Source organism: Bacterioplanes sanyensis, from assembly GCF_014652515.1.
Taxonomy (GTDB): Bacteria; Pseudomonadota; Gammaproteobacteria; order Pseudomonadales; family Oceanobacteraceae; genus Bacterioplanes; species Bacterioplanes sanyensis.
In genome coordinates this window covers 306,677-327,443 of record NZ_BMYY01000002.1, presented here as the reverse complement: position 1 = coordinate 327,443, position 20,767 = coordinate 306,677, and the positions used below count along the sequence as shown (strand labels likewise).

The window sequence follows — 20,767 nt, the reverse complement described above, 5'->3', positions numbered from 1 at the left end:
GGAAGTCTATGGCCAGTTTGTTTTTGCGCCCAGTTTGCAACCTACAGCGATGGATAGCAGGGCTGGCAGCACCATTGTGGCTGGCTGGCTGTGCCACTCTCACAGCAGACAGCACGCCGCCTAGCGAAGACCCTAGCGCAGCAACAACGGCGATTGAAGAAGTGGTCGAGCAACCAGACGTTCACTATCGCCCCATTCCCACAGACACTTTATATGCCTTGCTGGTGGCTGAGTTTGCCGGTCAGCGACAGCGCTTTGACGTGTCCTTGCGCAACTATATGTTGCAAGCACGACAAACAGGTGACCCAGACATTGCTGAGCGCGCCAGTCGTATTGCCAGCTATGTAGGCGCCGACAACTTAGCAGCAGAGGCTAACGGCATCTGGTTGTCGGGGGCGCCAGAGGACCCATCCGCCCATCACGCTGCAGCTCAAACCGCCATTCAGCAAGGTCGCTATCATGCGGCTCTGAATCATCTGCAAGATTTACTGCGCTTGTCTGGCATCAGCCAGTTTGATTACCTTGCTGCGAACAGCGGCCAATTAAGTCCAGATCAGCAGCAACAGTTATTGCAGCGCTTACGTGACTTACAACAGCAATACCCTAACAATGCCAACTTGGCCTATGCCATCGCCATCATGCACCAGCATCTCAAGCAGTATGATGAAGCTCTGGCGGGCATCGAACGAGCGCTAGAGATGCAGCCAGACTACCTCAGTGCCGGCATGCAAAAAGCCCGCTTGCTGGCACAGCTGCAGCGAACTGAAGAAGCGGTCAACTGGCTGGAAGATCTGCAACCTCAGCACCCGAACAATAAAGGCATGAGCGTATTGTATGCTCGCCTGCTGTTAGATCTGCGGCGCATGGAAGATGCCCGCGAGGCCTTTCGCGACCTGCATCAACGCTACCCAGATGACCATGCCCTAACGTTATCGCTGGCATTGCTGGAGCAAGAACTCAATGCGCACACCCATGCTCGTAACTTGCTGCAATCACTGATCAATACACGCCGCTACGCCAATGAAGCCCACTTCTATCTCGGCAAGCTGGCCTATGCCGAACAGCAATCTGATGAAGCTTTGGCGCATTTTCGGCAGGTGAACGATGGCCGTGAGTTTCTGCCCGCTCAGCTGCGCGCCGCAGAGATCATTCTGCAGCGCGATGGCTTAGAAGCAGCACGCACTTATTTAGATGGGCGTCGCGCCGAATGGCCAGAGAAAACCGTTGATCTGGTGCGTATCGAAGCCGAGTTACTGGCGCAAAACAACGACACTCTAGGCGCCATCGACTTGATCGGCCAAGCATTGCAGTTGCAGCCTGACCATGTCGACCTGCGCTACACCCGCGCCATGCTGGCTGGCCAGCTCGACAACCTTGAACTGTTAGAAAGCGATCTACGCCATATTATCGCTCAGCAGCCTAACCATGCCGAGGCGCTTAATGCGCTCGGCTACACCCTGGCCGATAAAACTGAGCGCTGGGAAGAAGCCTATCCACTCATCAAAAAGGCGCTGGCTCTGTCGCCCAACAACCCAGCCATCATTGATAGTCTTGGTTGGGTGTACTTTCGCATGGGCGAAATCGACAAAGCGCGAACTTTGCTAGAACAGGCGTTCGAACTGATGCCGGATCATGAAATTGCTGCGCACTTAGGTGAGCTGCTGTGGCTCAGTGGAGAAACCCGCGAAGCACGCGAGATATGGCGCCAGGGTTTAGAGCAAACCCCAGACAGCCACTTTATTGAAGAAACCCTGCAACGTCTGAATGTTGAACTAGAACCATGACTCGCCTGCTATTTATGTTTTTGGCACTGCTCACCGGCTGCGCCAGCTTAGGGCCATCTCCAAATGGAGGTGCCCACAATGATCAAAACTGGTTGGTGCGCGGCAAGTTGTCCGTAACCACCCCAGAAGACACCGTCACTGGTTACTTGAGCTGGGAACAACAGCAGCAGGCCTATGACTTGTTTATTTCTGGCCCACTGGGGCAAGGCGCCTCACGCTTAACCGGCAACGACCGTTTTGCTGAGCTCACGCTCCCAGGTTGGGAACGACCCCAACGCGCTCCGTCCGCTGAACACCTGTTACAACATTACATGGGCTGGACCTTTCCAGTGCAAAACGTGCGCTATTGGGTACAAGGCCAGCCCAGCCCAGGCGAGCAAACAAAAGTGCAACGTGATGAGCAAGGTCGCTTGATCTCATTACAGCAGCACGGCTGGCTGATTCGCTACAGCCGCTACAGTCGCCAAGGTCAGCGCTGGCTACCTGGCCTGATTAAAGTCAGCGGCCACAATCATCGCTTTGTTTTTGCAATTAAGGAGTGGACCCTGCGTGGCTGATTGGTTAACCGTACCGGCACCGGCCAAGTTAAATCTGATGCTGCACATTCTTGGACAACGAGAAGACGGCTATCACGAGCTACAAACCCTGTTTCAGTTTCTCGATTACGGCGACGAGCTGTCGTTTCGCATCCGCGGCGACGATCAGCTCACGCTAAGCCCCGACATCAAGGGGGTAGATTTTGAAGACAACCTCATCATTCGCGCCGCGCGCGCTCTGCAAGCCCTAAGCGATAAACCTTGTGGTGTGGATATCCAGCTAAACAAGGTGTTGCCTATGGGCGGTGGCCTAGGTGGCGGCAGCTCAGATGCAGCCACTACCCTATTAGCGCTCAACCAATTATGGCAATTGCAGCTGTCTGAAGATGCGTTGGCCGACATCGGCTTGCGCCTCGGCGCCGATGTGCCGGTGTTTGTTCGCGGCCAGGCCGCCTTCGCCGAAGGGGTTGGTGAAAAGCTTACCCCCACGCCTGAGCTCGATGAACCCTGGTATTTGGTGGTGGTTCCGCAAGTGCATGTTAATACAGGGAAAATTTTTTCAAATAAATGTTTGACACGTGATACGCCCGCCACTAATATACGCACCGCGCTGAGGCGAGAGGGAAACAACGACTGCCAAGCAGTTGTCTCGATGCTCTACCCTGAAGTTGGTAAAGCATTGAATTTGCTAAATAATTTCTCTCCTGCTAAGCTGACGGGCACTGGAGCTTGCATATTTTCAAGCTTCGGTTCTGAGGCAGAAGCTACCACAGTTTCTGGCCAGTTACCGGCTGAGTATGTGACCTTTGTAGCGAAAGGTATTAACCAATCGCCAGCACACAAGGTATTATTCAGACCGTCTTAAAAGTTGGGGTGTCGCCAAGTGGTAAGGCAACGGGTTTTGATCCCGTCATGCGCAGGTTCGAGTCCTGCCACCCCAGCCATCTTCTTCTAAGCTTTCCATCATATAAATCATTACATCAAAGAGGCTGCCTGTGTCTAAGTTGATGGTATTTACCGGTAACGCCAACCCGGAACTGGCAAAACTCGTGGTCGAGCGTCTGGATATTCCTCTGGGTGAAGCCACCGTGGGTAAATTCAGCGACGGCGAAACCACCGTCGAACTCGACGAGAACGTACGTGGTAAAGACGTTTTTATCCTGCAACCGACGTGCGCTCCCACAAACGATAATCTGATGGAAGTTTTGCTGCTGGCCGACTCTTTGCGCCGCGCATCTGCCAGCCGTATTACCGCTGTGGTACCTTACTTCGGCTATGCTCGCCAAGATCGTCGCCCACGCTCTGCGCGTGTACCTATCAGCGCTCGCGCTGTCGCCGACATGATGTCTGGCGCTGGCATCGACCGTGTTTTAACCGTCGATTTGCACGCCGATCAAATCCAAGGCTTCTTTGATATTCCAGTCGATAACGTTTACGGCTCACCAGTTTTGCTGGACGACCTAGAGCGCCAGAACTACGAGAATATGACCATTGTTTCACCGGACATCGGTGGCGTGGTACGTGCTCGTGCCTTCGCTAAACAGCTGAACGTTGATCTGGCCATCATCGACAAACGCCGCCCGAAAGCGAACGTCTCTGAAGTGATGAACATCATCGGTGATGTCAACGACCGTACCTGCGTATTGGTCGACGATATGGTCGATACCGCTGGTACTCTGTGCCAGGCCGCCAAAGCCTTGAAAAACTTTGGGGCAAAAAAGGTTGTCGCTTACTGTACACATCCTGTACTATCCGGCCCCGCTGTCGAGCGTCTGTCGGACACTGAGCTGGACGAGCTGGTGGTTAGCGATACCATCCCGCTGTCAGAAGCCGCCAAAGCCACCGGCGTCATTCGTCAATTGACGATTGCTGGTCTGCTGGCTGAATCGATTCGCCGCGTGAATAACGAGGAATCGATCAGCGCCATGTTCCGCTGATTCGCAGCCTAAATAGATTTCTATAAAACCGCCTGAGCTGGTCGCAAGCTCAGGCGGTTTTTTATCCAACCATTGAGGAAAACACCATGTCAGAATTTACTCTGAACGCTGAACTGCGCGAAGACTCAGGGAAAGGTGCGAGCCGCCGCCTGCGTCGCAACAAAGGTGTACCCGCCATCGTATATGGCGGTAAAGCCGGCAACAACGATCGCAAACCACAAGCGATCACTCTGCAAGCCAAAGAACTGTTCCGTGCACTGGATGAAGAGGCTTTCTACAGCTCAATCATCACCCTGAACATTGGCGACAAGTCTGAGCAAGTTATCTTGAAAGACCTGCAGCGTCACCCGGCCAAAGAACTGATCTGGCATGCTGACTTCCAACGTGTTAGCAAAACCACCAAGATCAAAGCACACGTTCCACTGCACTTCATCAACGAAGACAACTGTGTTGGCGTTAAGCAAGGTGGCGGTAAGATCGCTCACCAGCTGACCAGCCTGGACATCATCTGTGCAGCAGGCGACTTGCCTGAGTTCATCGAAATCGACATGGCAAACGTTGAAGTGGGCACCGTTATCCACTTGAGCGACCTGAAACTGCCTAAAGGTGTTGAGTCTCTGGCGCTGTCTCACGGTGCAGACCATGACACCTCTGTTGTAACTGTTATCGCTCCTAAAGGCGGTGCAGCTGAAGAAGAAGGTGAAGAAGCGGCTGAATAAGCCCCATCTCACCGATAAAAAGCGGGGCTGGTCCCCGCTTTTTTGTGTCTGAAATAAAGGTAACACTCTGATGGCAAACCCGATTCAGCTGATCGTTGGCCTGGGCAACCCTGGTGCCGAATACGAGCACACCCGTCATAACGCTGGCGCTTGGATGGTAGAGCGCTTGGCGCGTGCCAACGGCATTTCCTTGAGTGCGGATAAAAAATTCTTTGGCTTGTGCGGCAAAGGACGCATTGGCAAGCAAGATTGCTTTCTGCTGCTGCCCACCACCTTTATGAACCGCAGCGGCCAAGCCGTAGCGGCGCTGGCCAATTTTTATAAGCTAAAGCCCGAGCACATATTAGTTGTTCACGATGAGCTTGACCTCCCCCCAGGTGTTGCCCGCTTTAAGCAAGGCGGCGGCCACGGTGGTCAAAATGGCTTGCGCGACATCATCTCCAGCCTGGGTAACAACAAAGATTTTCATCGCTTACGTATTGGCATAGGCCACCCTGGCGACAAGAGCCGCGTCACTGGTTACGTGCTCGGCCGCGCCAGCAAAGCAGAGCAGCAGAGCATAGACAATGCCATTGAAGAAGCCATGTGCGTACTTCCCGACGCCATGACAGGTGACATGGCCAAAGCCATGAATCGACTTCACTCCTATAAAGGGTAAAATACCGGCAATTTTTCGCCGTACTTCAGATTCGACACAGGATACAACTATGGGTTTTAAATGTGGCATCGTTGGTTTGCCCAACGTCGGCAAGTCCACCTTGTTTAACGCACTGACAAAAGCAGGCATTGATGCAGAAAACTTCCCCTTCTGTACCATTGAACCCAATGCTGGCGTGGTGAACATGCCAGACAAACGCCTGGATGAACTGGCGGCCATCGTCAATCCTGAGCGCGTGGTGCCGACGGCGATGGAATTTGTCGATATTGCAGGTTTGGTCGCCGGTGCATCCAAAGGTGAAGGCCTGGGCAACCAGTTCCTGGCCAACATTCGGGAAACCGACGCCATCGCCCACGTGGTACGGTGCTTTGAAAACGATCAGGTGATTCACGTCGCCAACCATGTTGACCCAGCCGCCGATATTGATGTGATCAATACCGAGCTGATTTTGGCCGACCTGGAGTCGTGCGAGAAGCAACTGCAACGCGTTGTCCGCGTTGCCAAAGGCGGCGATAAAGACGCCATTGCCCAAAAAGCTCTGTTGGAGCGCCTGATTCCGCATTTTGAAGAAGGCAAAACCGCACGCATGTTAGACATGAGCGATGACGAGCTGAAGCTGTCACGCCAGTTCCACCTGCTCACCACCAAGCCCACTATGTACATTGCCAACGTCGATGAAGACGGCCTAGAAGGCAATGCCTACGTCGATAAAGTGCGTGAAATCGCTGACAGCGAAGGCGCTTCTGTGGTGGTGGTATGTAACAAGATCGAAGCCGAAATCGCCGAACTGGATGACGACGATAAAGCGGAGTTCTTAGCAGATTTAGGCATGGAAGAAGCCGGCCTCGACCGCGTAATTCGCGCTGGCTACGAGCTGCTAGGTCTGCAAACCTACTTCACTGCGGGCGTAAAAGAAGTGCGCGCCTGGACCATTAAAATTGGCTCCACCGCACCACGTGCAGCAGCAGCCATTCACACCGACTTTGAGCGCGGCTTTATTCGTGCAGAAGTGATTGCTTACGACGACTTTATTGCTCACAACGGCGAAGCGGGTGCCCGCGATGCTGGTAAATGGCGCTTGGAAGGCAAAGACTACATCGTTAAGGATGGCGATGTAATTCACTTCCGCTTCAACGTCTAATTGCTTTTGCAGCACAATGTTTTGCGCTGCACGACCTCGATTAAGCCGCATCATCAGGGTATGATGCGGCTTTTTATTGACCCATATGCCATTACCTCTTCTACTCGCTCTGCTCACAGCCATCGCGCCCCTCGCCATCGATATGTATTTGCCCGCCATGGCAGCCATGGCGGCAGACTTAAATACCGACATCCACCACGTCGAACTGTCGGTGAGCGCCTTTTTAGTTGGTTATGCCGTCGGGCAGCTCACCGGTGGGCCGCTGTCGGATCGCTTTGGCCGTCGCCCGATTATTTTGCTGGGGCTGGTGCTGTACTTCATCGCCTCGGTGATGCTTATCCAGGTCGATCAGCTCGATGGCTTGCTGCTCTGGCGCGCGATTCAGGCCATTGGCGGTGGTTTGGCAACGGTGAACAGCCCTGCCGTGGTGCGTGATCGCTTTCAAGGCGATGACATTGCCCGGACATTGTCCATGGTGGCCATGATCATGATGGTGGCACCACTACTGGCACCGGCTCTGGGTGCTGTGATTATTCATTTCGGCGACTGGCGCGATATTTTCGTGATTTTGGCAGGCTACAGCTTGGTGGTCATTGCCATTGTGATGTTTGTTTTAGACGAGAGTCATCCGCCTGAGCGTCGTAGCAGGCAGTCGCCTTGGCGCAACTATTGGCAGGTCATCAGTCATACTGAGGCAAGGCCTTATATTGTTGCCCTGGCGTTTGCTTTCTCGACCATGTTCGTTTTTATCACCGCCGCTCCATTTCTGTATCTGGAATACTATCAACGGCCACCGTCGCAATTTGCCTGGCTGTTTGGTGCCAATATCATTGTGATGATGTCGCTGAACCGTCTAAACGTCCGATTATTGCCGCGCTTTGGCAGCAAACACTTACTGCAAGTGGGCACCTTGCTGCAACTGGCAGCCACCGTTAGCTTGGTGGTGCTCACTCAAACCATGGAGAAACCATCCCTGTGGTTGGTATTGCCGCTGATTATGCTCAGCGTCGGAGCCATTGGCTTAATTGCCGCCAATGCCATCAGCTCGGTACTGCAGCATTTTCACACCATCAGTGGCTCGGCCACCGCCTTGATTGGTGTCACCGAGTTTTTAGCCGGTGCACTGCTGGGGTGGTTCTGGACCCAAGTGCATGATTTCAGCGCTCGCCCCATGATGCTGGTGATGATGTTTTCCGCCGCAATGGGCTGTTTGTGTGTCTGGATTGCTAATCAGCGCAGCCAACGTTCCACTCATGCAACAAGCTGATCCCAAACGATGTGCAACGCATCTTTTGCATTCTGACCGCCGCAAGAGCAGAATGAACGTTCAGTCACAACTAAGCAGTACAGATGGATAAACGCCAGTGCATTTTGGAGGCGACCGCTGAGCTCATTGCTGAGCATGGTCTGCAATCTTGCCCAATGTCAGCCGTGGCCCGTCAGGCCGGTTGCGGTGCCGGTACTATCTATCGCTACTTCGAGACCAAAGATGAATTGGTACAAGAGCTGTATTTAGAACTGATGAAACGCATGACCGAGCATTGCCTGACCGACTACGACGGCAGTGCGTGTGTAAAACTGCGCTTTTTCCAGTTCTGGGGCAACTTTTATCGTTATATGCGTACCAACCCTAGGGATTGTGCCCTACTAGAGCAGATGTCGGCATGCCCTGCCATCACTGATGGCACCATGGAGCGGGCTGCTACGGCACTGCATGAGGTAGTGTTTGGTATCTTGCAAGATGGACAAGCACAGCAGGTATTGAAAGCCTGCCCCGAAAAAGTACTCAGTACCTTTGTTTACGGCGCGCTGTCGACACTGGCAAAAAAGTACAACTGCGCTCCAGAACTGATGGGCGAGGAGCTAGAAGCTCAACAATTGCTGGCGCTGTGCTGGGATGGCATCAAGGCCTAACGGCAACACCCAACAGTTAATCGATGTGACACTAAAAACAGAATGAACATTCACTCAAGCAAGGTGGGATTATTATGGCAACAACTCAGACTGCCCAGCTGAACGAGCAATCAGCTCCGCATCCTGCAACGTCGGTAAAAGGCGGTGCACGCCTGACCACTGGCTATTTCGATGTGCTGGCAGGCTTGGCCCTAGCGCAAAAGCGCGAGCGTCAACGCCAACGCGATAGCGAATAAGCACCAAGAGAGGTAGGAAAACACCCCGCTACTGATAGCGGGGCCATTAAGATCAGTGGCGAACTTCAGAGTCGCCCTGATCCGAGTTGGCAAAATACGACGGTAAAACGTTGAGACGACTTATAACCAGCACGCTGTGATCAGGCACGATGTCGCCGGTGAGCGTTTCAATGCTGTCCAACAATATGCAGGTGGCATCGACGGAATCCAGCGCCACCACCACCGCCATAGGAAAGCCAGCGCTGGTGTTGAGGGCCACCAAGTCACCGATTTCTAACTCCTGACGCGGTGCATTCAGCTCATCTGCCTCCAGCTCTTCGCCCGGCCAAGGTGTGCGAAAACGTGCCAACGCCACCAAATGAATAATGCCCTGCACCACATCGTCAGTAAGATCGAGCACCATTTCCGCTTCATCGGATAAGTCCATAACGCGATCAACCAACGTCATAAACAGGTCATTGTCGTCATCTGACCAGCGCACATCGACCGGGTCCGGCGAGCGCCGGCGTGACTGAATGGTAACATCGGTAGGGAACTCGGCTGGCACTTCACCAGAGTCATCGGGCATGAGCAGACTGATGGCATCCATTCCGCTGTGTTGTCCGCTGATGCGCCAGAACAGGGGTTGCATCGCTGTGTTCATGAGCAGGCTCCTTGTCCGTTGTCGGAATACTGGGGTGGCCTGAGCGGCCGCGATGAATCGACCTCCTCGCAACGACACTTTGCCAGTATATAGCAGTGCTGACCAGCGCTGACAAGCTAGGCAGACTGCGACGCCGACACGATTGAAGCCAGAAAGCACTGACAAGTCTGGCGAATGCTGGCGAAGAAGTAGGCAGAAACCGTATAATGGCGCGCCTTTTTGTTGGCGCAACCACGATTTACTCAGCACGATGACAGGTGTTATGACAACCACGAGCAAGAAACTCTACATCAAAACCCATGGCTGCCAGATGAACGAGTACGATTCATCCCGCATGGCCGATATGCTGGGCGAAAGTCACGCCATGGAAATCACGGATAACCCGGAAGAAGCCGATGTTATTCTGCTCAACACCTGCTCGATCCGCGAGAAGGCGCAGGAAAAGGTCTTCCATGAGCTGGGCCGTTGGAAGCATTTGAAGAGCAAAAACCCCGACTTGCGCATTGGCGTCGGCGGCTGCGTTGCTAGCCAAGAAGGCGATGCCATCATTCAACGAGCCCCCCATGTCGATATGGTGTTTGGTCCGCAAACCCTGCACCGCTTGCCCGACATGGTGAACAAAGCCAGCAATGCCATCCAAGTGGTGGACGTGACCTTCCCAGAAATCGAGAAGTTCGATCACTTACCCAAGCCCAAAGTCGAAGGCAGCAGCGCCTTTGTGTCAGTGATGGAAGGCTGTTCCAAATACTGCACCTTCTGCGTTGTACCCTACACGCGCGGCGAAGAAGTCAGCCGGCCGCTGGCCGATGTGCTGGAAGAAATCGAAGCACTGGCCGAGCAAGGCGTGCGTGAGGTCAACCTGCTGGGTCAGAACGTAAACGCCTATCAGGGCGATACCGGCGATGGCGACTTCGCCGATTTGGCCGAGTTGATCACTCAGGCGGCTGAAATCGATGGCATTGACCGCATTCGCTTCACCACCTCACACCCAGTCGAATTCAGCGACAGTTTGATCGATGTCTATGCCGAAGTGCCAGAGCTGGTGAGTCACCTACATTTGCCGGTGCAAAGCGGCTCTAATAAAATTTTGGCAGCAATGAAGCGTGGCCATGAAGTCGACCTCTACATCGACAAGATTGAACGCCTGCGCAAGTTGCGCCCAGATATCTCGATTTCGTCCGACTTCATCATTGGCTTCCCCGGCGAAACCGAAGACGATTTTGCCGACACCATGAAGCTGATCGAGCACATTGGCTTCGATACCTCGTTCAGCTTTATTTACAGCCAGCGCCCGGGCACCCCGGCCTCCAACCTAGATGACGACACTCCGGAAGAAGTGAAAAAGCAACGCCTGCAGATTTTGCAAAGTCGTATCGTGCAAAATGCCCAGCAAATTAGCCGCCGCATGGTCGGCCGTGAAGAAGTAATTCTGGTCAACGGCGTATCGAAAAAAGATCTAGGTGATTTGCAAGGCCGCACCGAGAATAACCGCGTGGTCAACTTCCGCAGCAGCGATCACAGCCTGATTGGCAAGTTCGTGAAGGTGCGCATTGTCGACGCCTACGCCAACAGTTTGCGCGGCGAAGTCATCGACCCGTCGACCGCCTATTAATTTTCCTGCCTACGCCGAGGATACTTTTGAGCGAGCAAGCAGCTAACGAAACCGCCGTCACCCGTTTCACTCTGGAGCCGGATGACGCTTTGCGGCTGGCCAACCTGTGTGGCCACCTGGATGGCCACCTGCATCAAATTGCCGAGCACTTTCGCTTGGAAATCTACAACCGTGGCAACCAGTTCAGTCTGGAAGGCCCTGCTGGCGCGGCTAAACGCGCTGCACGCCTGATTCAGCGACTGTATAAGGAAACCCACAAGGGAACCGAAATCAGTCCGGATCTAATCCATCTGTTTTTGCAAGAAGACGCCAGCCACGCAGCTCAAGCTCGCAGTGGCCGCTCGCGCGAGCACAACACCGTGCGTACGCCGCAGCTGGAGGTAAAAGCGCGCAGCCCATCGCAAATCGACTATTTAGAGCGCATTCGCAACCACGATCTGAACTTCGGCATTGGCCCCGCCGGCACCGGCAAGACTTTTCTGGCTGTCGCCGCCGCCGTGGAAGCCCTAACTCGTGATGAAGTCAAACGCCTGCTGCTGGTGCGTCCAGCGGTCGAAGCGGGCGAGAAACTGGGCTTTTTGCCCGGTGACTTAGCGCAAAAAATCGACCCTTACCTGCGCCCTCTGTACGACGCCTTGTATGAAATGCTGGGCTTTGATCAGGTGGCCAAGCTGATGGAGCGCAACGTTATTGAAGTGGCCCCCTTGGCCTATATGCGTGGTCGTACCCTGAGCCACTCGTTTGTCATTTTGGACGAAAGCCAAAACACCACCAAGGAGCAGATGAAGATGTTCCTGACGCGCATTGGTTTTGGTTCAAAAGCCGTGATTACCGGTGACGTCACCCAGGTCGATTTACCACGCGGCGTTTACTCTGGCCTAAAACATGGCCTAGAAGTATTGGATGGCGTTGATGGCATCGGTATTACCCGCTTTGGCAACCAAGACGTGGTTCGCCACCCGCTAGTACAGCGCATTGTTGATGCCTATGACCGCCATGAAAGCCAAGAGCAACAACAACAGCGTGAACGTCGTCGCGCAGAAAAAGGTGACGACGCATGACACCCTTTGTCGATCTGCAACTCGGCGACGACTTGCCCTCTGACCACGAGCTACCGAGCGAAGCTCAGTTTAATCTCTGGGTCAGTGCTGCATTAGCGCGTGATTGTAAGCTGGACGAACCTGAACTGACCATTCGCTTAGTGACGTCCGACGAGAGCCAGCAACTCAATGCTGAGTATCGCGGCAAAGACAAGCCGACCAATGTGCTGTCGTTTCCGTTTGAAGCGCCGCCACAGGTACCGATTCCACTGCTGGGCGATTTAATCGTCTGTGTTGCTGTGGTAGAGCAGGAAGCTCGCGAACAGGGTAAAACCACGACGGCCCATTGGGCCCATATGATCGTACATGGCTGCTTGCATTTACTGGGGTACGACCATATAAAGGATGACGAAGCGGAGATAATGGAAGGTCTGGAGCGTGAGATTATGGCGCAGCTGGGCTTTTCCGATCCTTATTCTGATGAGGCCTCATGAGCGAAGACCGATCGAGCAGCCAGCCTAAGAGCTGGCTGGAAAAACTGACCGACTTATTTTCTGACGACCCACAAAGCCGTCAGGACATCAAAGAAATTGTTCGCGAAGCTGCCCAGCGCAGCATTGTCGACACCGAAACCCTGACCATCGTTGAAGGCGCCCTGCAAGTCTCAGATATGCAGGTGCGGGATATTATGATTCCGCGGGCGCAGATGATTTCCATTGGCATAGATGAGCCCCTCAGCGACGCCCTTGGCAAAATCACGTCATCGGCGCACTCGCGCTTCCCTGTGATGGGTGATGACCAAGACGAAGTGGTCGGTATTTTATTGGCCAAAGACCTGCTGCCTTTGATCCTCAACGACCAACGCGATGATTTTCGCCTCAAGGACGTACTACGCCCAGCGACCTTCGTGCCCGAGAGCAAGCGTCTGAACGTGCTGTTGCAAGAGTTCCGTGCCACCCGCAACCACATGGCCCTGGTGGTCGATGAGTTTGGTGGCGTTGCCGGCTTGGTGACGATTGAAGATGTACTCGAGCAGATTGTTGGCGAAATTGAAGACGAGCACGACTTCAACGATGAGGACAGCCTGATCAAAGAAGTCGACGACGGCACCAGCATGGTCAAAGCCCTGACGCCCATCGACGACTTCAATGAGCACTTTGGTGCCGAATTTAGCGACAGTGAGTTCGATACTATTGGCGGCATCGTGGTGCATCACTTTGGCCGCGTGCCCGAGTGCAATGAAGCCATTCGCATCGACCAATGGGAATTTAAAGTCGTTAACGGCTGTAGCCGACGCATTAACTTGCTACAAGTTACAGCGGCGGAGTCTGAGGCTGAAGCAGACTCAGATAGCGCGCACTAGTCACCCTTCTATTCGGATCCTCACATGATACGCGGCTGGCACCACTCCCCTTGGTTTGCATACTTGGTGCTGGCCGCCGCCGGTGCCCTGTTCCCGCTGGCCTTGGCGCCATTCTTCTGGTGGCCGCTGGGGCTGGTCAGCATTGGCGTGCTGTTTGTCAGCCTTGAACGGTGTCATAGCGGACGCCAGGCCTTCATACACACTTGGTGGTACAGCCTGGGGCAGTTCGGTGCTGGTGTATCTTGGGTCTACGTTAGCATGCACGACCATGGTGGTACTCCAGCCTGGCTGGCGGTTCCCATGGTGGCAGTGTTTGCCGGCTTCTTAGCCACCTTTCCCGCCATTTGGATGGCGTTGCGCCAACGCTGGCTAGGCCAACACCTCGCTTGGCTGACCTTCCCAGTATTCTGGTTTTTACACGAGTGGTTTCGCAGCTGGTTTATGACTGGCTTCCCTTGGTTATTTGCCGGCGATGCACATTTGTTTACCTGGCTTGCGGGCTGGGCACCCATTATTGGCAGCTACGGGCTGTCATTTTTGTTGGTATTGACCGCCACCGCCATGATGGTTGCCGTTCGCCAACGCCAGCCGCTGCTGTTGATGGTGCTACTGGCTTGGCCAATCGGCTGGTGGCTGCAGCAGCAGGAATGGACGCAACCCACAGGAGAGCTAAAAGTCAGCGCGGTGCAGGGCAATGTGCCCCAGCATTTAAAATGGCGGCGCGAGCAAATCCAGCCAACCATCGATACCTACTTCAGCGTCACTAGGGAGCATTGGGACTCAGATCTGATTCTGTGGCCAGAAACCGCCATGACTCTGCTGTACGATCGCTTTAAGCCATATATGGAAGCGCTCGCCAATGAAGCGCGCCATCACAACAGTACGGTGATCACTGGCATTCCTTATCGCTATCCACGGAGTCATATGAATGCTGGCGAGTACCACAACAGCGTGGTGGCCATTGGCAGCGGTGAAGGCATGTACCACAAACAGCGCTTGGTGCCGTTTGGCGAATACGTGCCACTAGAAAAGCTGATACGCGGCTGGATTCCCTTTTTTGATCTAGAGATGTCGAGCTTTTTATCTGGCCCAGCTCATCAAGCGCCCTTAAAAGTACGCCAGCAGCGTGGCGAGCAAGAGCAACTGTTCTTACTCGCGCCCTACATTTGTTACGAGATTGCCTACGCCGATCTAGTCAATGCCAGCGCTCGTCACGCCGACATGCTGATCACTGTCAGCAATGACGCCTGGTTTGGCGACTCCCTTGGCCCCAAACAGCATTTAGCCTTGGCACAGATGCGCGCGCTGGAAACTCAGCGCTATGTGCTACGGGCGACCAATACTGGCATTACCGCCTTGATTGACGAACGCGGCAATATCGTTGAGCGCTTGCCCTACGAGCAAACAGCCACCCTCACGGGAAGCGCTCAGATGCGCCAAGGCCTAACGCCCTACATGATGTGGGGACTGTGGCCGCTTTATGGCATCAGCGCATTGATTCTGGCACTGGCATGGTGGCGCCGTCGCTCTGCAGCAAGGCCTGCAGGCTCATAATCTGGCGACCATTTTGCAGCGGCGAGCTCAATAGCTTAGGGGCTGTGGGCCGCTGTAATAAGTCCTCACGCAGGGGCTGTGTCAGCTCATCAATGTAGTGTTGATAGTCATCAATCAAAGCGTCCATGTCTGGCGCAGTGCTGGCACTGCGCAATAAAAACCCCATCATGCGCCGCAGGTGAGCGGACACATCAATCAGTTCATACATGCGCGTTACCAGCTGAATGCGAATGCGGTGCGAGCTAATGGCCGAGGCCTGCAATACCTGATTACCCGTCGCCGCCATAAGCTGATCGATCAGCGCCACTTCCAAACGCGCTAGCTCACTGGCGGGACGCCCCTCTTCTGCTTGGTCGAAGAGTTGCTGAGCCAGCGCCGTGATGCGCTCATCGTCTTGGTCATGCTGATAGCGCTTTTCCAGCGCCAAACGCAGTGCCGTGGGCAATGCACGATTAAACAGCTCCAGCCCGGCTAACAGCAGCTCACTGCCTAGCTCCAGTTCGGGTATGCGATACAGATTGTCGAGAAAATCCAGCCCTGCCGCGGTGCGGTAATCGGTGATCACAATGCCTGAGCCTTGGATGCTGGTAAGTATTTGCATGCGCCCCAGAATGCGCAAAGCCATCCGCAATGAGGTACGGTCTACATCGAGCAGCTGCGCCAATTGACGCTCAGGGGGTAGTTTATCGCCGGCGCGTAAGTCGCCGATAAAAACCAATGCGATCAAGAGATCGGCAATTTGATCCGGTAAGGTTTTTGCCATGGTGAGATTTTTATCATTATTGTTTTATTACTCCAGTGTCGATAAACACACACTGTAAAGCAAGGCCATTTCAGATATTCTGGCCCGTCTGCAACAGCAAACCAATATCGGAGCTGGCCGTGGCCAAATTACTTTTCCGCCTCAATGGCGTGGATGATGACGAAGCGGATGAAGTGCGCGAGCTGTTACGCGACTTTGACACCTACGAAACTCAAGCCGGCCGTTGGGGCTTATCGGTTGCCGCCATTTGGCTACGCCACGATGAGGATTTTGACGCTGCACGGCAGACCCTCGATGCCTATCAACAGGCTCGCAGCCAGCGCTTACGAGCCGAGTTTGAACAGCAGCCTATGCCCGATTTTTGGCAGCGTCTACGCCAACGCCCCGTCGATCATATCGCTGTAGCCTTGGCGGTAGTGCTCATTATTACGCTGTTGCTATGGCCCTTTAGTGGCTGGCATTGAGCGCCAAGCGCTCGCTAATCGCCGTTAAAATGGGCGCGTTGGCGGCGGGAAACTCAAACTGCATCAGCTGCTCTGCTTTTACCCAGCGTACTTCTTGACCTTCAGCGCCGTGAGCCAGCAAGGCGTCATTGATGCCGACTTCGACCCAATAAACGTCCAGCAGAACGTGTTTGTCGGGATACTCATACGGAATTTGCAGCAACGGCGTCATCGCTTGCTCGCGGCAGGGCAGTGCCACTTCTTCATCTAACTCACGCACCAGCGCAGCCGCCACACTTTCGTTGGCTTCGACCTTGCCTCCCGGAAACTCCCACAAGCCGCCTTGGTGCTTATCATCCGGGCGACGGGCAATCAAAATTTCACCGCTATTCACACAGGCCACGGCGACGGCCACATGCACTTGCTTCATTAAGAACGATAATCCGCGTTGATAGAGACGTATTCGTGCGACAGGTCGGATGTCCACAGCGTGTCACTGCACTCACCGCGCCCCAGTTCAATACGCACACAAAACTCGCTTTGAGCCAATACTGCAGCGCCAGCTTGCTCGGTGTAGCTGGCACAGCGACCGCCATTTTCGACGATTTGCACATCATCCAAATAAATCTGCACTTGATCCAACTGCAAATCTTGCAGCCCTGCACGGCCTACTGCAGCCAGAATACGGCCCCAGTTGGCGTCCGAGGCATACATGGCGGTTTTCACCAGCGGAGAGTGTGCGACCGTGTAAGCGACATCCAGCGCTTCCTGCGGCTTGGCCGCACCGTTGACTTGCAGAGTAACAAACTTGGTCGCCCCTTCGCCGTCACGCACAATGGCCTGAGCCAGCTGCTGAAACACCTGTTGCAGCTCAGAGAACAAGGCATCCGCCGCTGGGCTTTGCTCATCATCGATGACCACACCGCTGCGACCGGTTGCAATCAGCATGCAACAGTCGTTAGTTGACGTGTCACCATCGATGGTGATGCGATTAAACGACGCATCCGCCAACTGCTTGCACCAACGCTGCAAAATGGCTTCAGAGACCTCGGCATCGGTGGCAATAAAGCCCAGCATGGTCGCCATATCTGGCTTAATCATGCCCGAACCTTTAGAAATACCAGTGATGCGCACCGGCTGCCCGGCAATCATCACCTCGCGGCTGGCGCCTTTGGGCACGGTGTCTGTGGTCATGATGCCGGCGGCGGCACGATCCCAGTTATCCGCACGGAGATCGGCCAAGGCCAAAGGAATACCACGCTCAAACGCGGCCATATTCAGCGGCTCACCGATAACACCGGTAGAGAACGGCAATACTTGCTGTGGGCTGGCTTGTGTCTGACTGGCCAACAGCTGGCAGCTGGCCAGCGCGTCGGCATCGCCTTGCTGCCCCATACCGGCATTAGCATTACCGGTATTGATCAGCAAATAGCGTGGCTGATCGGCTTGCAAATGTTGGCGACACAGCACCACCGGCGCTGCACAAAACGCATTACGGGTAAACACCCCGGCACAGCGGCTGCCTTCTGCCAGCTCCATGATGACCAGGTCGTCACGATTGGCGTAGCGCACGCCGGCTTGAGCCACGCCCAGACGCACGCCGTCCACCGCAAGATAATCACGAAAACGCTGAATATTAACCGCCATGCTCTTTCCTTAAGATAACTTGCCGTGACAGTGCTTGTATTTCTTGCCCGAGCCGCAGGGGCATGGCTCATTGCGACCGACCTTGCGTTCATCGCGCACAAAGGTTTGCGCTGATGCCTCATCGGCTTCGGCCGGTTCTTCAGTGCCCATGGCGTTGGCGCTGTCATGTTGATACTGAGCCGCCGCGGCTTGCGCTTGTGCTTCCGCACGACGGCGCTCTTCCATTTCCCGCACGTCTTCCTCTTGGCGGACTTTGACGTGAGAAAGCACGCGAATGGTCTCGTGCTTGATGTTGTTTAACAGCTCCTGGAACAACTGGAAGGATTCACGCTTATATTCCTGCTTGGGGTTCTTCTGGCCATAACCGCGCAAATGAATGCCCTGGCGCAGGTGATCCATGGTCGCCAAATGCTCTTTCCACAAGTTATCGACGATCTGCAGCATTACCTGTTTCTCGAAGGTGCGAATAACCTCGCTGCCGACGGCCTGCTCTTTCTCACGGTAGGCCTGAGTGATGGCCTCTAAAATGCGCTCACGCAGAGTTTCTTCGTACAGTTTGTCTTCATTATCGAGCCAAGACTGCACCGGCAGCTCAACATCGAACTCGGCTTTTAGCTGGGCTTCAAGACCGGCGATATCCCATTGGTCTTCCAGGCTTTGCGGCGGGATATACGAATCGATGGCACGGTTGACCACATCCGCACGAACATTGTTGATCACTTCCGAAATATCTTCGGCTTCCATCAACTCATTGCGCTGATCATAAATCACGCGACGCTGATCATTGGCGACATCATCGTACTCGAGCAATTGCTTACGAATATCGAAGTTACGGCCCTCAACCTTGCGCTGAGCTTTTTCCACCGCATTGGAGACCATCTTATGCTCGATAGATTCACCATCTTTCATGCCTAACGCCTGCATCATGCCGCGCATGCGCTCCGACATGAAGATCCGCATCAGGTTGTCTTCCAGCGACAAGAAGAAACGGGTTGAGCCCGGATCCCCCTGACGGCCCGCACGGCCACGCAACTGGTTATCGATACGACGTGATTCATGACGCTCGGTGCCAATGATGTGCAGACCACCGGCTTCCAACACCGCATCGTGGCGCTTTTGCCAGTCGGCTTTGACCGCCGCTACTTGCTCGTCGGTTGGATTTTCCAGCGCAGCGACTTCCGCCTCCCAGCTACCACCCAGCACGATATCGGTACCACGACCGGCCATGTTAGTGGCGATGGTCACCGTACCTGGTCGACCGGCATCAGCAATGATTTGCGCCTCACGATCGTTCTCTTTGGCATTGAGAACGTTGTGCGCTACTTTGGCTTTTTGCAGCACCTGAGAAATGTACTCAGACGACTCAATCGATGCCGTACCCACCAATACGGGACGTTTCTCCGCCACCACTTGGCGGATTTCTTCCACCACCGCGTCGTATTTTTCACGCTGCGTGGCATAAATCACATCGTTGTAGTCGATACGCTGGACGGTGCGATTGGGTGGAATCACCACCACATCCAGACCATAAATTTGCTGGAACTCAAAGGCTTCGGTATCGGCGGTGCCCGTCATACCCGCCAGCTTGCCATAAAGACGGAAGTAGTTCTGGAAGGTGGTCGAGGCCAGAGTTTGGCTTTCAGGCTGAATTTGCACACCTTCTTTAGCTTCAATGGCTTGGTGCAAGCCTTCGCTCCAGCGACGGCCCGGCATGGTGCGGCCAGTATGCTCGTCAACAATAACGATTTGACCGCCTTGCACGATGTAATCGACGTTCTTCTGATAAACGGCATGGGCTTTTAACGCCGCGTGCACATGGTGCAGCAAGGTTAGGTTGGAGGTGGCATACAAGCTTTCACCTTCTTTTAAGGCACCGGCTTCGCTGAGCATCTCTTCCACCACCTCGTGACCTTCTTCGGTCAGTTCGATGGAGCGCTGTTTTTCATCAACGATAAAGTGACCGCTGACCGATTCATCTTCTTCGTTGACTTGCCCCTGCTCCAACCGCGGTACCAGCTGGTTGATCAGCTTGTACATTTCTGAGCTGTCTTCCGCTGGGCCTGAAATGATTAGCGGCGTACGGGCTTCGTCAATCAAGATGGAGTCCACCTCGTCGACGATGGCAAAGCTCAGATCGCGCTGCATTTTATCGTCGGCGGAAAACGCCATATTGTCGCGCAAGTAGTCAAAACCAAACTCGTTGTTGGTGCCGTAAACAATGTCACACTGGTAAGCGCTGCGCTTTTCTTCGCCACTCTGACCCGGCACCACGACCCCTACCGTCAGACCTAAAAATTCAAACAGCGGGCGCATCCAATTGGCATCGCGGCGTGCCAGGTAATCATTCACCGTCACCACATGCACACTGTTGCCCGTCAAAGCATTCAGATAACTTGGCAAGGTGGCGACCAAGGTTTTACCCTCACCGGTGCGCATCTCTGCGATACGGCCTTCGTGCAAGGTCAAGCCGCCGATCAACTGCACGTCAAAGTGACGCATACCCATCACTCGCTGACTGGCTTCACGGCAGACAGCAAAAGCTTCTGGGATCAGATTTTCGAGCTTTTCACCGCCCTCTAAGCGCTGTTTAAACTCAGCAGTTTTGGCAGACAAAGCCGCGTCATCTAGGCTTTGCAGAGTCTCTTCCAGTGCATTGATACGAGCAACCACTTTGCCCATGCGCTTTAGTTCACGATTATTTTTGCTCCCGACCAGGGTGCGTAAGAGTTTACCGATCATGGTGTTGTTGTAATCCAAACAATAAAAATGCGTACTGG

The 20,767-nt window shown here is 54.2% G+C and carries 21 protein-coding genes and 1 tRNA gene; 17 read left to right on the top strand and 5 right to left on the bottom strand.

Going from position 1 to position 20,767, the window contains the following annotated elements; translation table 11 throughout:
- Positions 1–8: 8 nt before the first annotated feature.
- The 11 genes from IE090_RS04550 (at position 9) to IE090_RS04500 (ending at position 8,925) form a co-directional block, all read left to right on the top strand.
- On the top strand, positions 9–1,784 hold the full coding sequence (locus tag IE090_RS04550) for a tetratricopeptide repeat protein (RefSeq protein WP_189387159.1): 1,776 nt from the start codon (positions 9–11) through the stop codon (positions 1,782–1,784).
- On the top strand, positions 1,781–2,341 hold the full coding sequence (lolB, locus tag IE090_RS04545) for a lipoprotein insertase outer membrane protein LolB (RefSeq protein ID WP_189387158.1): 561 nt from the start codon (positions 1,781–1,783) through the stop codon (positions 2,339–2,341). Before IE090_RS04550 ends, lolB begins: the two co-directional genes overlap by 4 nt.
- A complete protein-coding gene (gene ispE, locus IE090_RS04540; protein WP_189387157.1) occupies positions 2,334–3,185 on the top strand; it encodes a 4-(cytidine 5'-diphospho)-2-C-methyl-D-erythritol kinase in 852 nt (283 codons plus the stop codon). The genes lolB and ispE overlap by 8 nt, the downstream gene beginning before the upstream one ends.
- 4 nt (positions 3,186–3,189) lie before the next feature.
- Positions 3,190–3,264 (top strand) — tRNA-Gln (locus IE090_RS04535).
- A 51-nt stretch (positions 3,265–3,315) separates the two neighbouring features.
- Positions 3,316–4,257, top strand: a complete 942-nt coding sequence (locus tag IE090_RS04530; protein ID WP_189387156.1) for a ribose-phosphate pyrophosphokinase — start codon at positions 3,316–3,318, stop codon at positions 4,255–4,257.
- A gap of 86 nt (positions 4,258–4,343) precedes the next feature.
- Entirely contained in the window at positions 4,344–4,976 is a 633-nt protein-coding gene (locus IE090_RS04525; RefSeq protein ID WP_189387155.1) for a 50S ribosomal protein L25/general stress protein Ctc, read from the top strand.
- A 70-nt stretch (positions 4,977–5,046) separates the two neighbouring features.
- The gene (gene pth / locus IE090_RS04520) at positions 5,047–5,634 is read left to right on the top strand and encodes an aminoacyl-tRNA hydrolase (protein WP_189387154.1); all 588 of its coding nucleotides are present in this window, start codon (positions 5,047–5,049) and stop codon (positions 5,632–5,634) included.
- Between the two features lie 49 nt (positions 5,635–5,683).
- Positions 5,684–6,775, top strand: a complete 1,092-nt coding sequence (ychF, locus tag IE090_RS04515; protein ID WP_189387153.1) for a redox-regulated ATPase YchF — start codon at positions 5,684–5,686, stop codon at positions 6,773–6,775.
- 85 nt (positions 6,776–6,860) lie between these two features.
- Positions 6,861–8,042: a Bcr/CflA family multidrug efflux MFS transporter gene (locus IE090_RS04510; protein ID WP_189387152.1), complete on the top strand. Its 1,182-nt coding sequence runs from the start codon at positions 6,861–6,863 to the stop codon at positions 8,040–8,042.
- Positions 8,043–8,125: 83 nt separating this feature from the next.
- Positions 8,126–8,689: a TetR/AcrR family transcriptional regulator gene (locus IE090_RS04505; protein WP_189387151.1), complete on the top strand. Its 564-nt coding sequence runs from the start codon at positions 8,126–8,128 to the stop codon at positions 8,687–8,689.
- 74 nt (positions 8,690–8,763) lie between these two features.
- Complete coding sequence (locus IE090_RS04500) at positions 8,764–8,925, top strand: hypothetical protein (RefSeq protein WP_189387150.1); 162 nt, start codon at positions 8,764–8,766, stop codon at positions 8,923–8,925.
- Positions 8,926–8,977: 52 nt separating this feature from the next.
- On the opposite strand, the gene IE090_RS04495 is transcribed toward IE090_RS04500, so the two are convergent.
- A complete protein-coding gene (locus tag IE090_RS04495) occupies positions 8,978–9,568 on the bottom strand; it encodes a hypothetical protein (RefSeq protein WP_189387149.1) in 591 nt (196 codons plus the stop codon).
- A 262-nt stretch (positions 9,569–9,830) separates the two neighbouring features.
- Between IE090_RS04495 and miaB the strand changes: the two genes are divergently transcribed.
- From miaB to lnt, 5 genes are read left to right on the top strand one after another with little or no spacing between them, the layout of a single operon-like run.
- Complete coding sequence (gene miaB / locus IE090_RS04490) at positions 9,831–11,180, top strand: tRNA (N6-isopentenyl adenosine(37)-C2)-methylthiotransferase MiaB (RefSeq protein ID WP_189387148.1); 1,350 nt, start codon at positions 9,831–9,833, stop codon at positions 11,178–11,180.
- A gap of 26 nt (positions 11,181–11,206) precedes the next feature.
- The gene (locus tag IE090_RS04485) at positions 11,207–12,241 is read left to right on the top strand and encodes a PhoH family protein (protein ID WP_189387147.1); all 1,035 of its coding nucleotides are present in this window, start codon (positions 11,207–11,209) and stop codon (positions 12,239–12,241) included.
- Positions 12,238–12,714, top strand: a complete 477-nt coding sequence (gene ybeY / locus IE090_RS04480; RefSeq protein ID WP_189387146.1) for an rRNA maturation RNase YbeY — start codon at positions 12,238–12,240, stop codon at positions 12,712–12,714. The genes IE090_RS04485 and ybeY overlap by 4 nt, the downstream gene beginning before the upstream one ends.
- Positions 12,711–13,583, top strand: a complete 873-nt coding sequence (locus IE090_RS04475) for a CorC family transporter (RefSeq protein WP_189387145.1) — start codon at positions 12,711–12,713, stop codon at positions 13,581–13,583. The genes ybeY and IE090_RS04475 overlap by 4 nt, the downstream gene beginning before the upstream one ends.
- Positions 13,584–13,607: 24 nt before the next feature.
- Positions 13,608–15,137 (top strand): apolipoprotein N-acyltransferase, encoded by a 1,530-nt coding sequence (lnt, locus tag IE090_RS04470; RefSeq protein WP_189387144.1) that lies wholly within the window; start codon positions 13,608–13,610, stop codon positions 15,135–15,137.
- On the opposite strand, the gene IE090_RS04465 is transcribed toward lnt, so the two are convergent.
- The gene (locus IE090_RS04465; RefSeq protein WP_189387143.1) at positions 15,070–15,900 is read right to left on the bottom strand and encodes a FadR/GntR family transcriptional regulator; all 831 of its coding nucleotides are present in this window, start codon (positions 15,898–15,900) and stop codon (positions 15,070–15,072) included. The genes lnt and IE090_RS04465 overlap by 68 nt on opposite strands.
- Positions 15,901–16,019: 119 nt before the next feature.
- On the opposite strand from IE090_RS04465, the gene IE090_RS04460 reads away from it, so the two are divergent.
- Entirely contained in the window at positions 16,020–16,364 is a 345-nt protein-coding gene (locus IE090_RS04460; protein ID WP_189387142.1) for a DUF6164 family protein, read from the top strand.
- Here the strand turns inward: IE090_RS04460 and mutT are convergent.
- The 3 genes from mutT to secA are packed head-to-tail and all read right to left on the bottom strand — an operon-like array spanning position 16,348 to position 20,729.
- Positions 16,348–16,773: an 8-oxo-dGTP diphosphatase MutT gene (gene mutT, locus IE090_RS04455; RefSeq protein ID WP_189387141.1), complete on the bottom strand. Its 426-nt coding sequence runs from the start codon at positions 16,771–16,773 to the stop codon at positions 16,348–16,350. The two genes, IE090_RS04460 and mutT, sit on opposite strands and share 17 nt — an antisense overlap.
- Complete coding sequence (gene argJ / locus IE090_RS04450) at positions 16,773–17,990, bottom strand: bifunctional glutamate N-acetyltransferase/amino-acid acetyltransferase ArgJ (protein WP_189387140.1); 1,218 nt, start codon at positions 17,988–17,990, stop codon at positions 16,773–16,775. The genes mutT and argJ overlap by 1 nt, the downstream gene beginning before the upstream one ends.
- 9 nt (positions 17,991–17,999) lie before the next feature.
- Entirely contained in the window at positions 18,000–20,729 is a 2,730-nt protein-coding gene (secA, locus tag IE090_RS04445; protein ID WP_189387139.1) for a preprotein translocase subunit SecA, read from the bottom strand.
- Positions 20,730–20,767 lie beyond the last annotated feature (38 nt).

Excerpts from the sequence above, each read along its gene's own strand:
- mutT (WP_189387141.1), bottom strand. The coding sequence starts at position 16,773 with ATGAAGCAAGTGCATGTGGCCGTCGCCGTGGCCTGTGTGAATAGCGGT.
- pth (WP_189387154.1), top strand. The coding sequence starts at position 5,047 with ATGGCAAACCCGATTCAGCTGATCGTTGGCCTGGGCAACCCTGGTGCC.
- ybeY (WP_189387146.1), top strand. The coding sequence starts at position 12,238 with ATGACACCCTTTGTCGATCTGCAACTCGGCGACGACTTGCCCTCTGAC.
- IE090_RS04500 (WP_189387150.1), top strand. The coding sequence starts at position 8,764 with ATGGCAACAACTCAGACTGCCCAGCTGAACGAGCAATCAGCTCCGCAT.
- IE090_RS04495 (WP_189387149.1), bottom strand. The coding sequence starts at position 9,568 with ATGAACACAGCGATGCAACCCCTGTTCTGGCGCATCAGCGGACAACAC.
- miaB (WP_189387148.1), top strand. The coding sequence starts at position 9,831 with ATGACAACCACGAGCAAGAAACTCTACATCAAAACCCATGGCTGCCAG.
- lnt (WP_189387144.1), top strand. The coding sequence starts at position 13,608 with ATGATACGCGGCTGGCACCACTCCCCTTGGTTTGCATACTTGGTGCTG.
- IE090_RS04510 (WP_189387152.1), top strand. The coding sequence starts at position 6,861 with ATGCCATTACCTCTTCTACTCGCTCTGCTCACAGCCATCGCGCCCCTC.
- IE090_RS04550 (WP_189387159.1), top strand. The coding sequence starts at position 9 with ATGGCCAGTTTGTTTTTGCGCCCAGTTTGCAACCTACAGCGATGGATA.
- IE090_RS04465 (WP_189387143.1), bottom strand. The coding sequence starts at position 15,900 with ATGGCAAAAACCTTACCGGATCAAATTGCCGATCTCTTGATCGCATTG.
- argJ (WP_189387140.1), bottom strand. The coding sequence starts at position 17,990 with ATGGCGGTTAATATTCAGCGTTTTCGTGATTATCTTGCGGTGGACGGC.
- IE090_RS04475 (WP_189387145.1), top strand. The coding sequence starts at position 12,711 with ATGAGCGAAGACCGATCGAGCAGCCAGCCTAAGAGCTGGCTGGAAAAA.
- lolB (WP_189387158.1), top strand. The coding sequence starts at position 1,781 with ATGACTCGCCTGCTATTTATGTTTTTGGCACTGCTCACCGGCTGCGCC.
- IE090_RS04525 (WP_189387155.1), top strand. The coding sequence starts at position 4,344 with ATGTCAGAATTTACTCTGAACGCTGAACTGCGCGAAGACTCAGGGAAA.
- ychF (WP_189387153.1), top strand. The coding sequence starts at position 5,684 with ATGGGTTTTAAATGTGGCATCGTTGGTTTGCCCAACGTCGGCAAGTCC.
- secA (WP_189387139.1), bottom strand. The coding sequence starts at position 20,729 with ATGATCGGTAAACTCTTACGCACCCTGGTCGGGAGCAAAAATAATCGT.
- IE090_RS04505 (WP_189387151.1), top strand. The coding sequence starts at position 8,126 with ATGGATAAACGCCAGTGCATTTTGGAGGCGACCGCTGAGCTCATTGCT.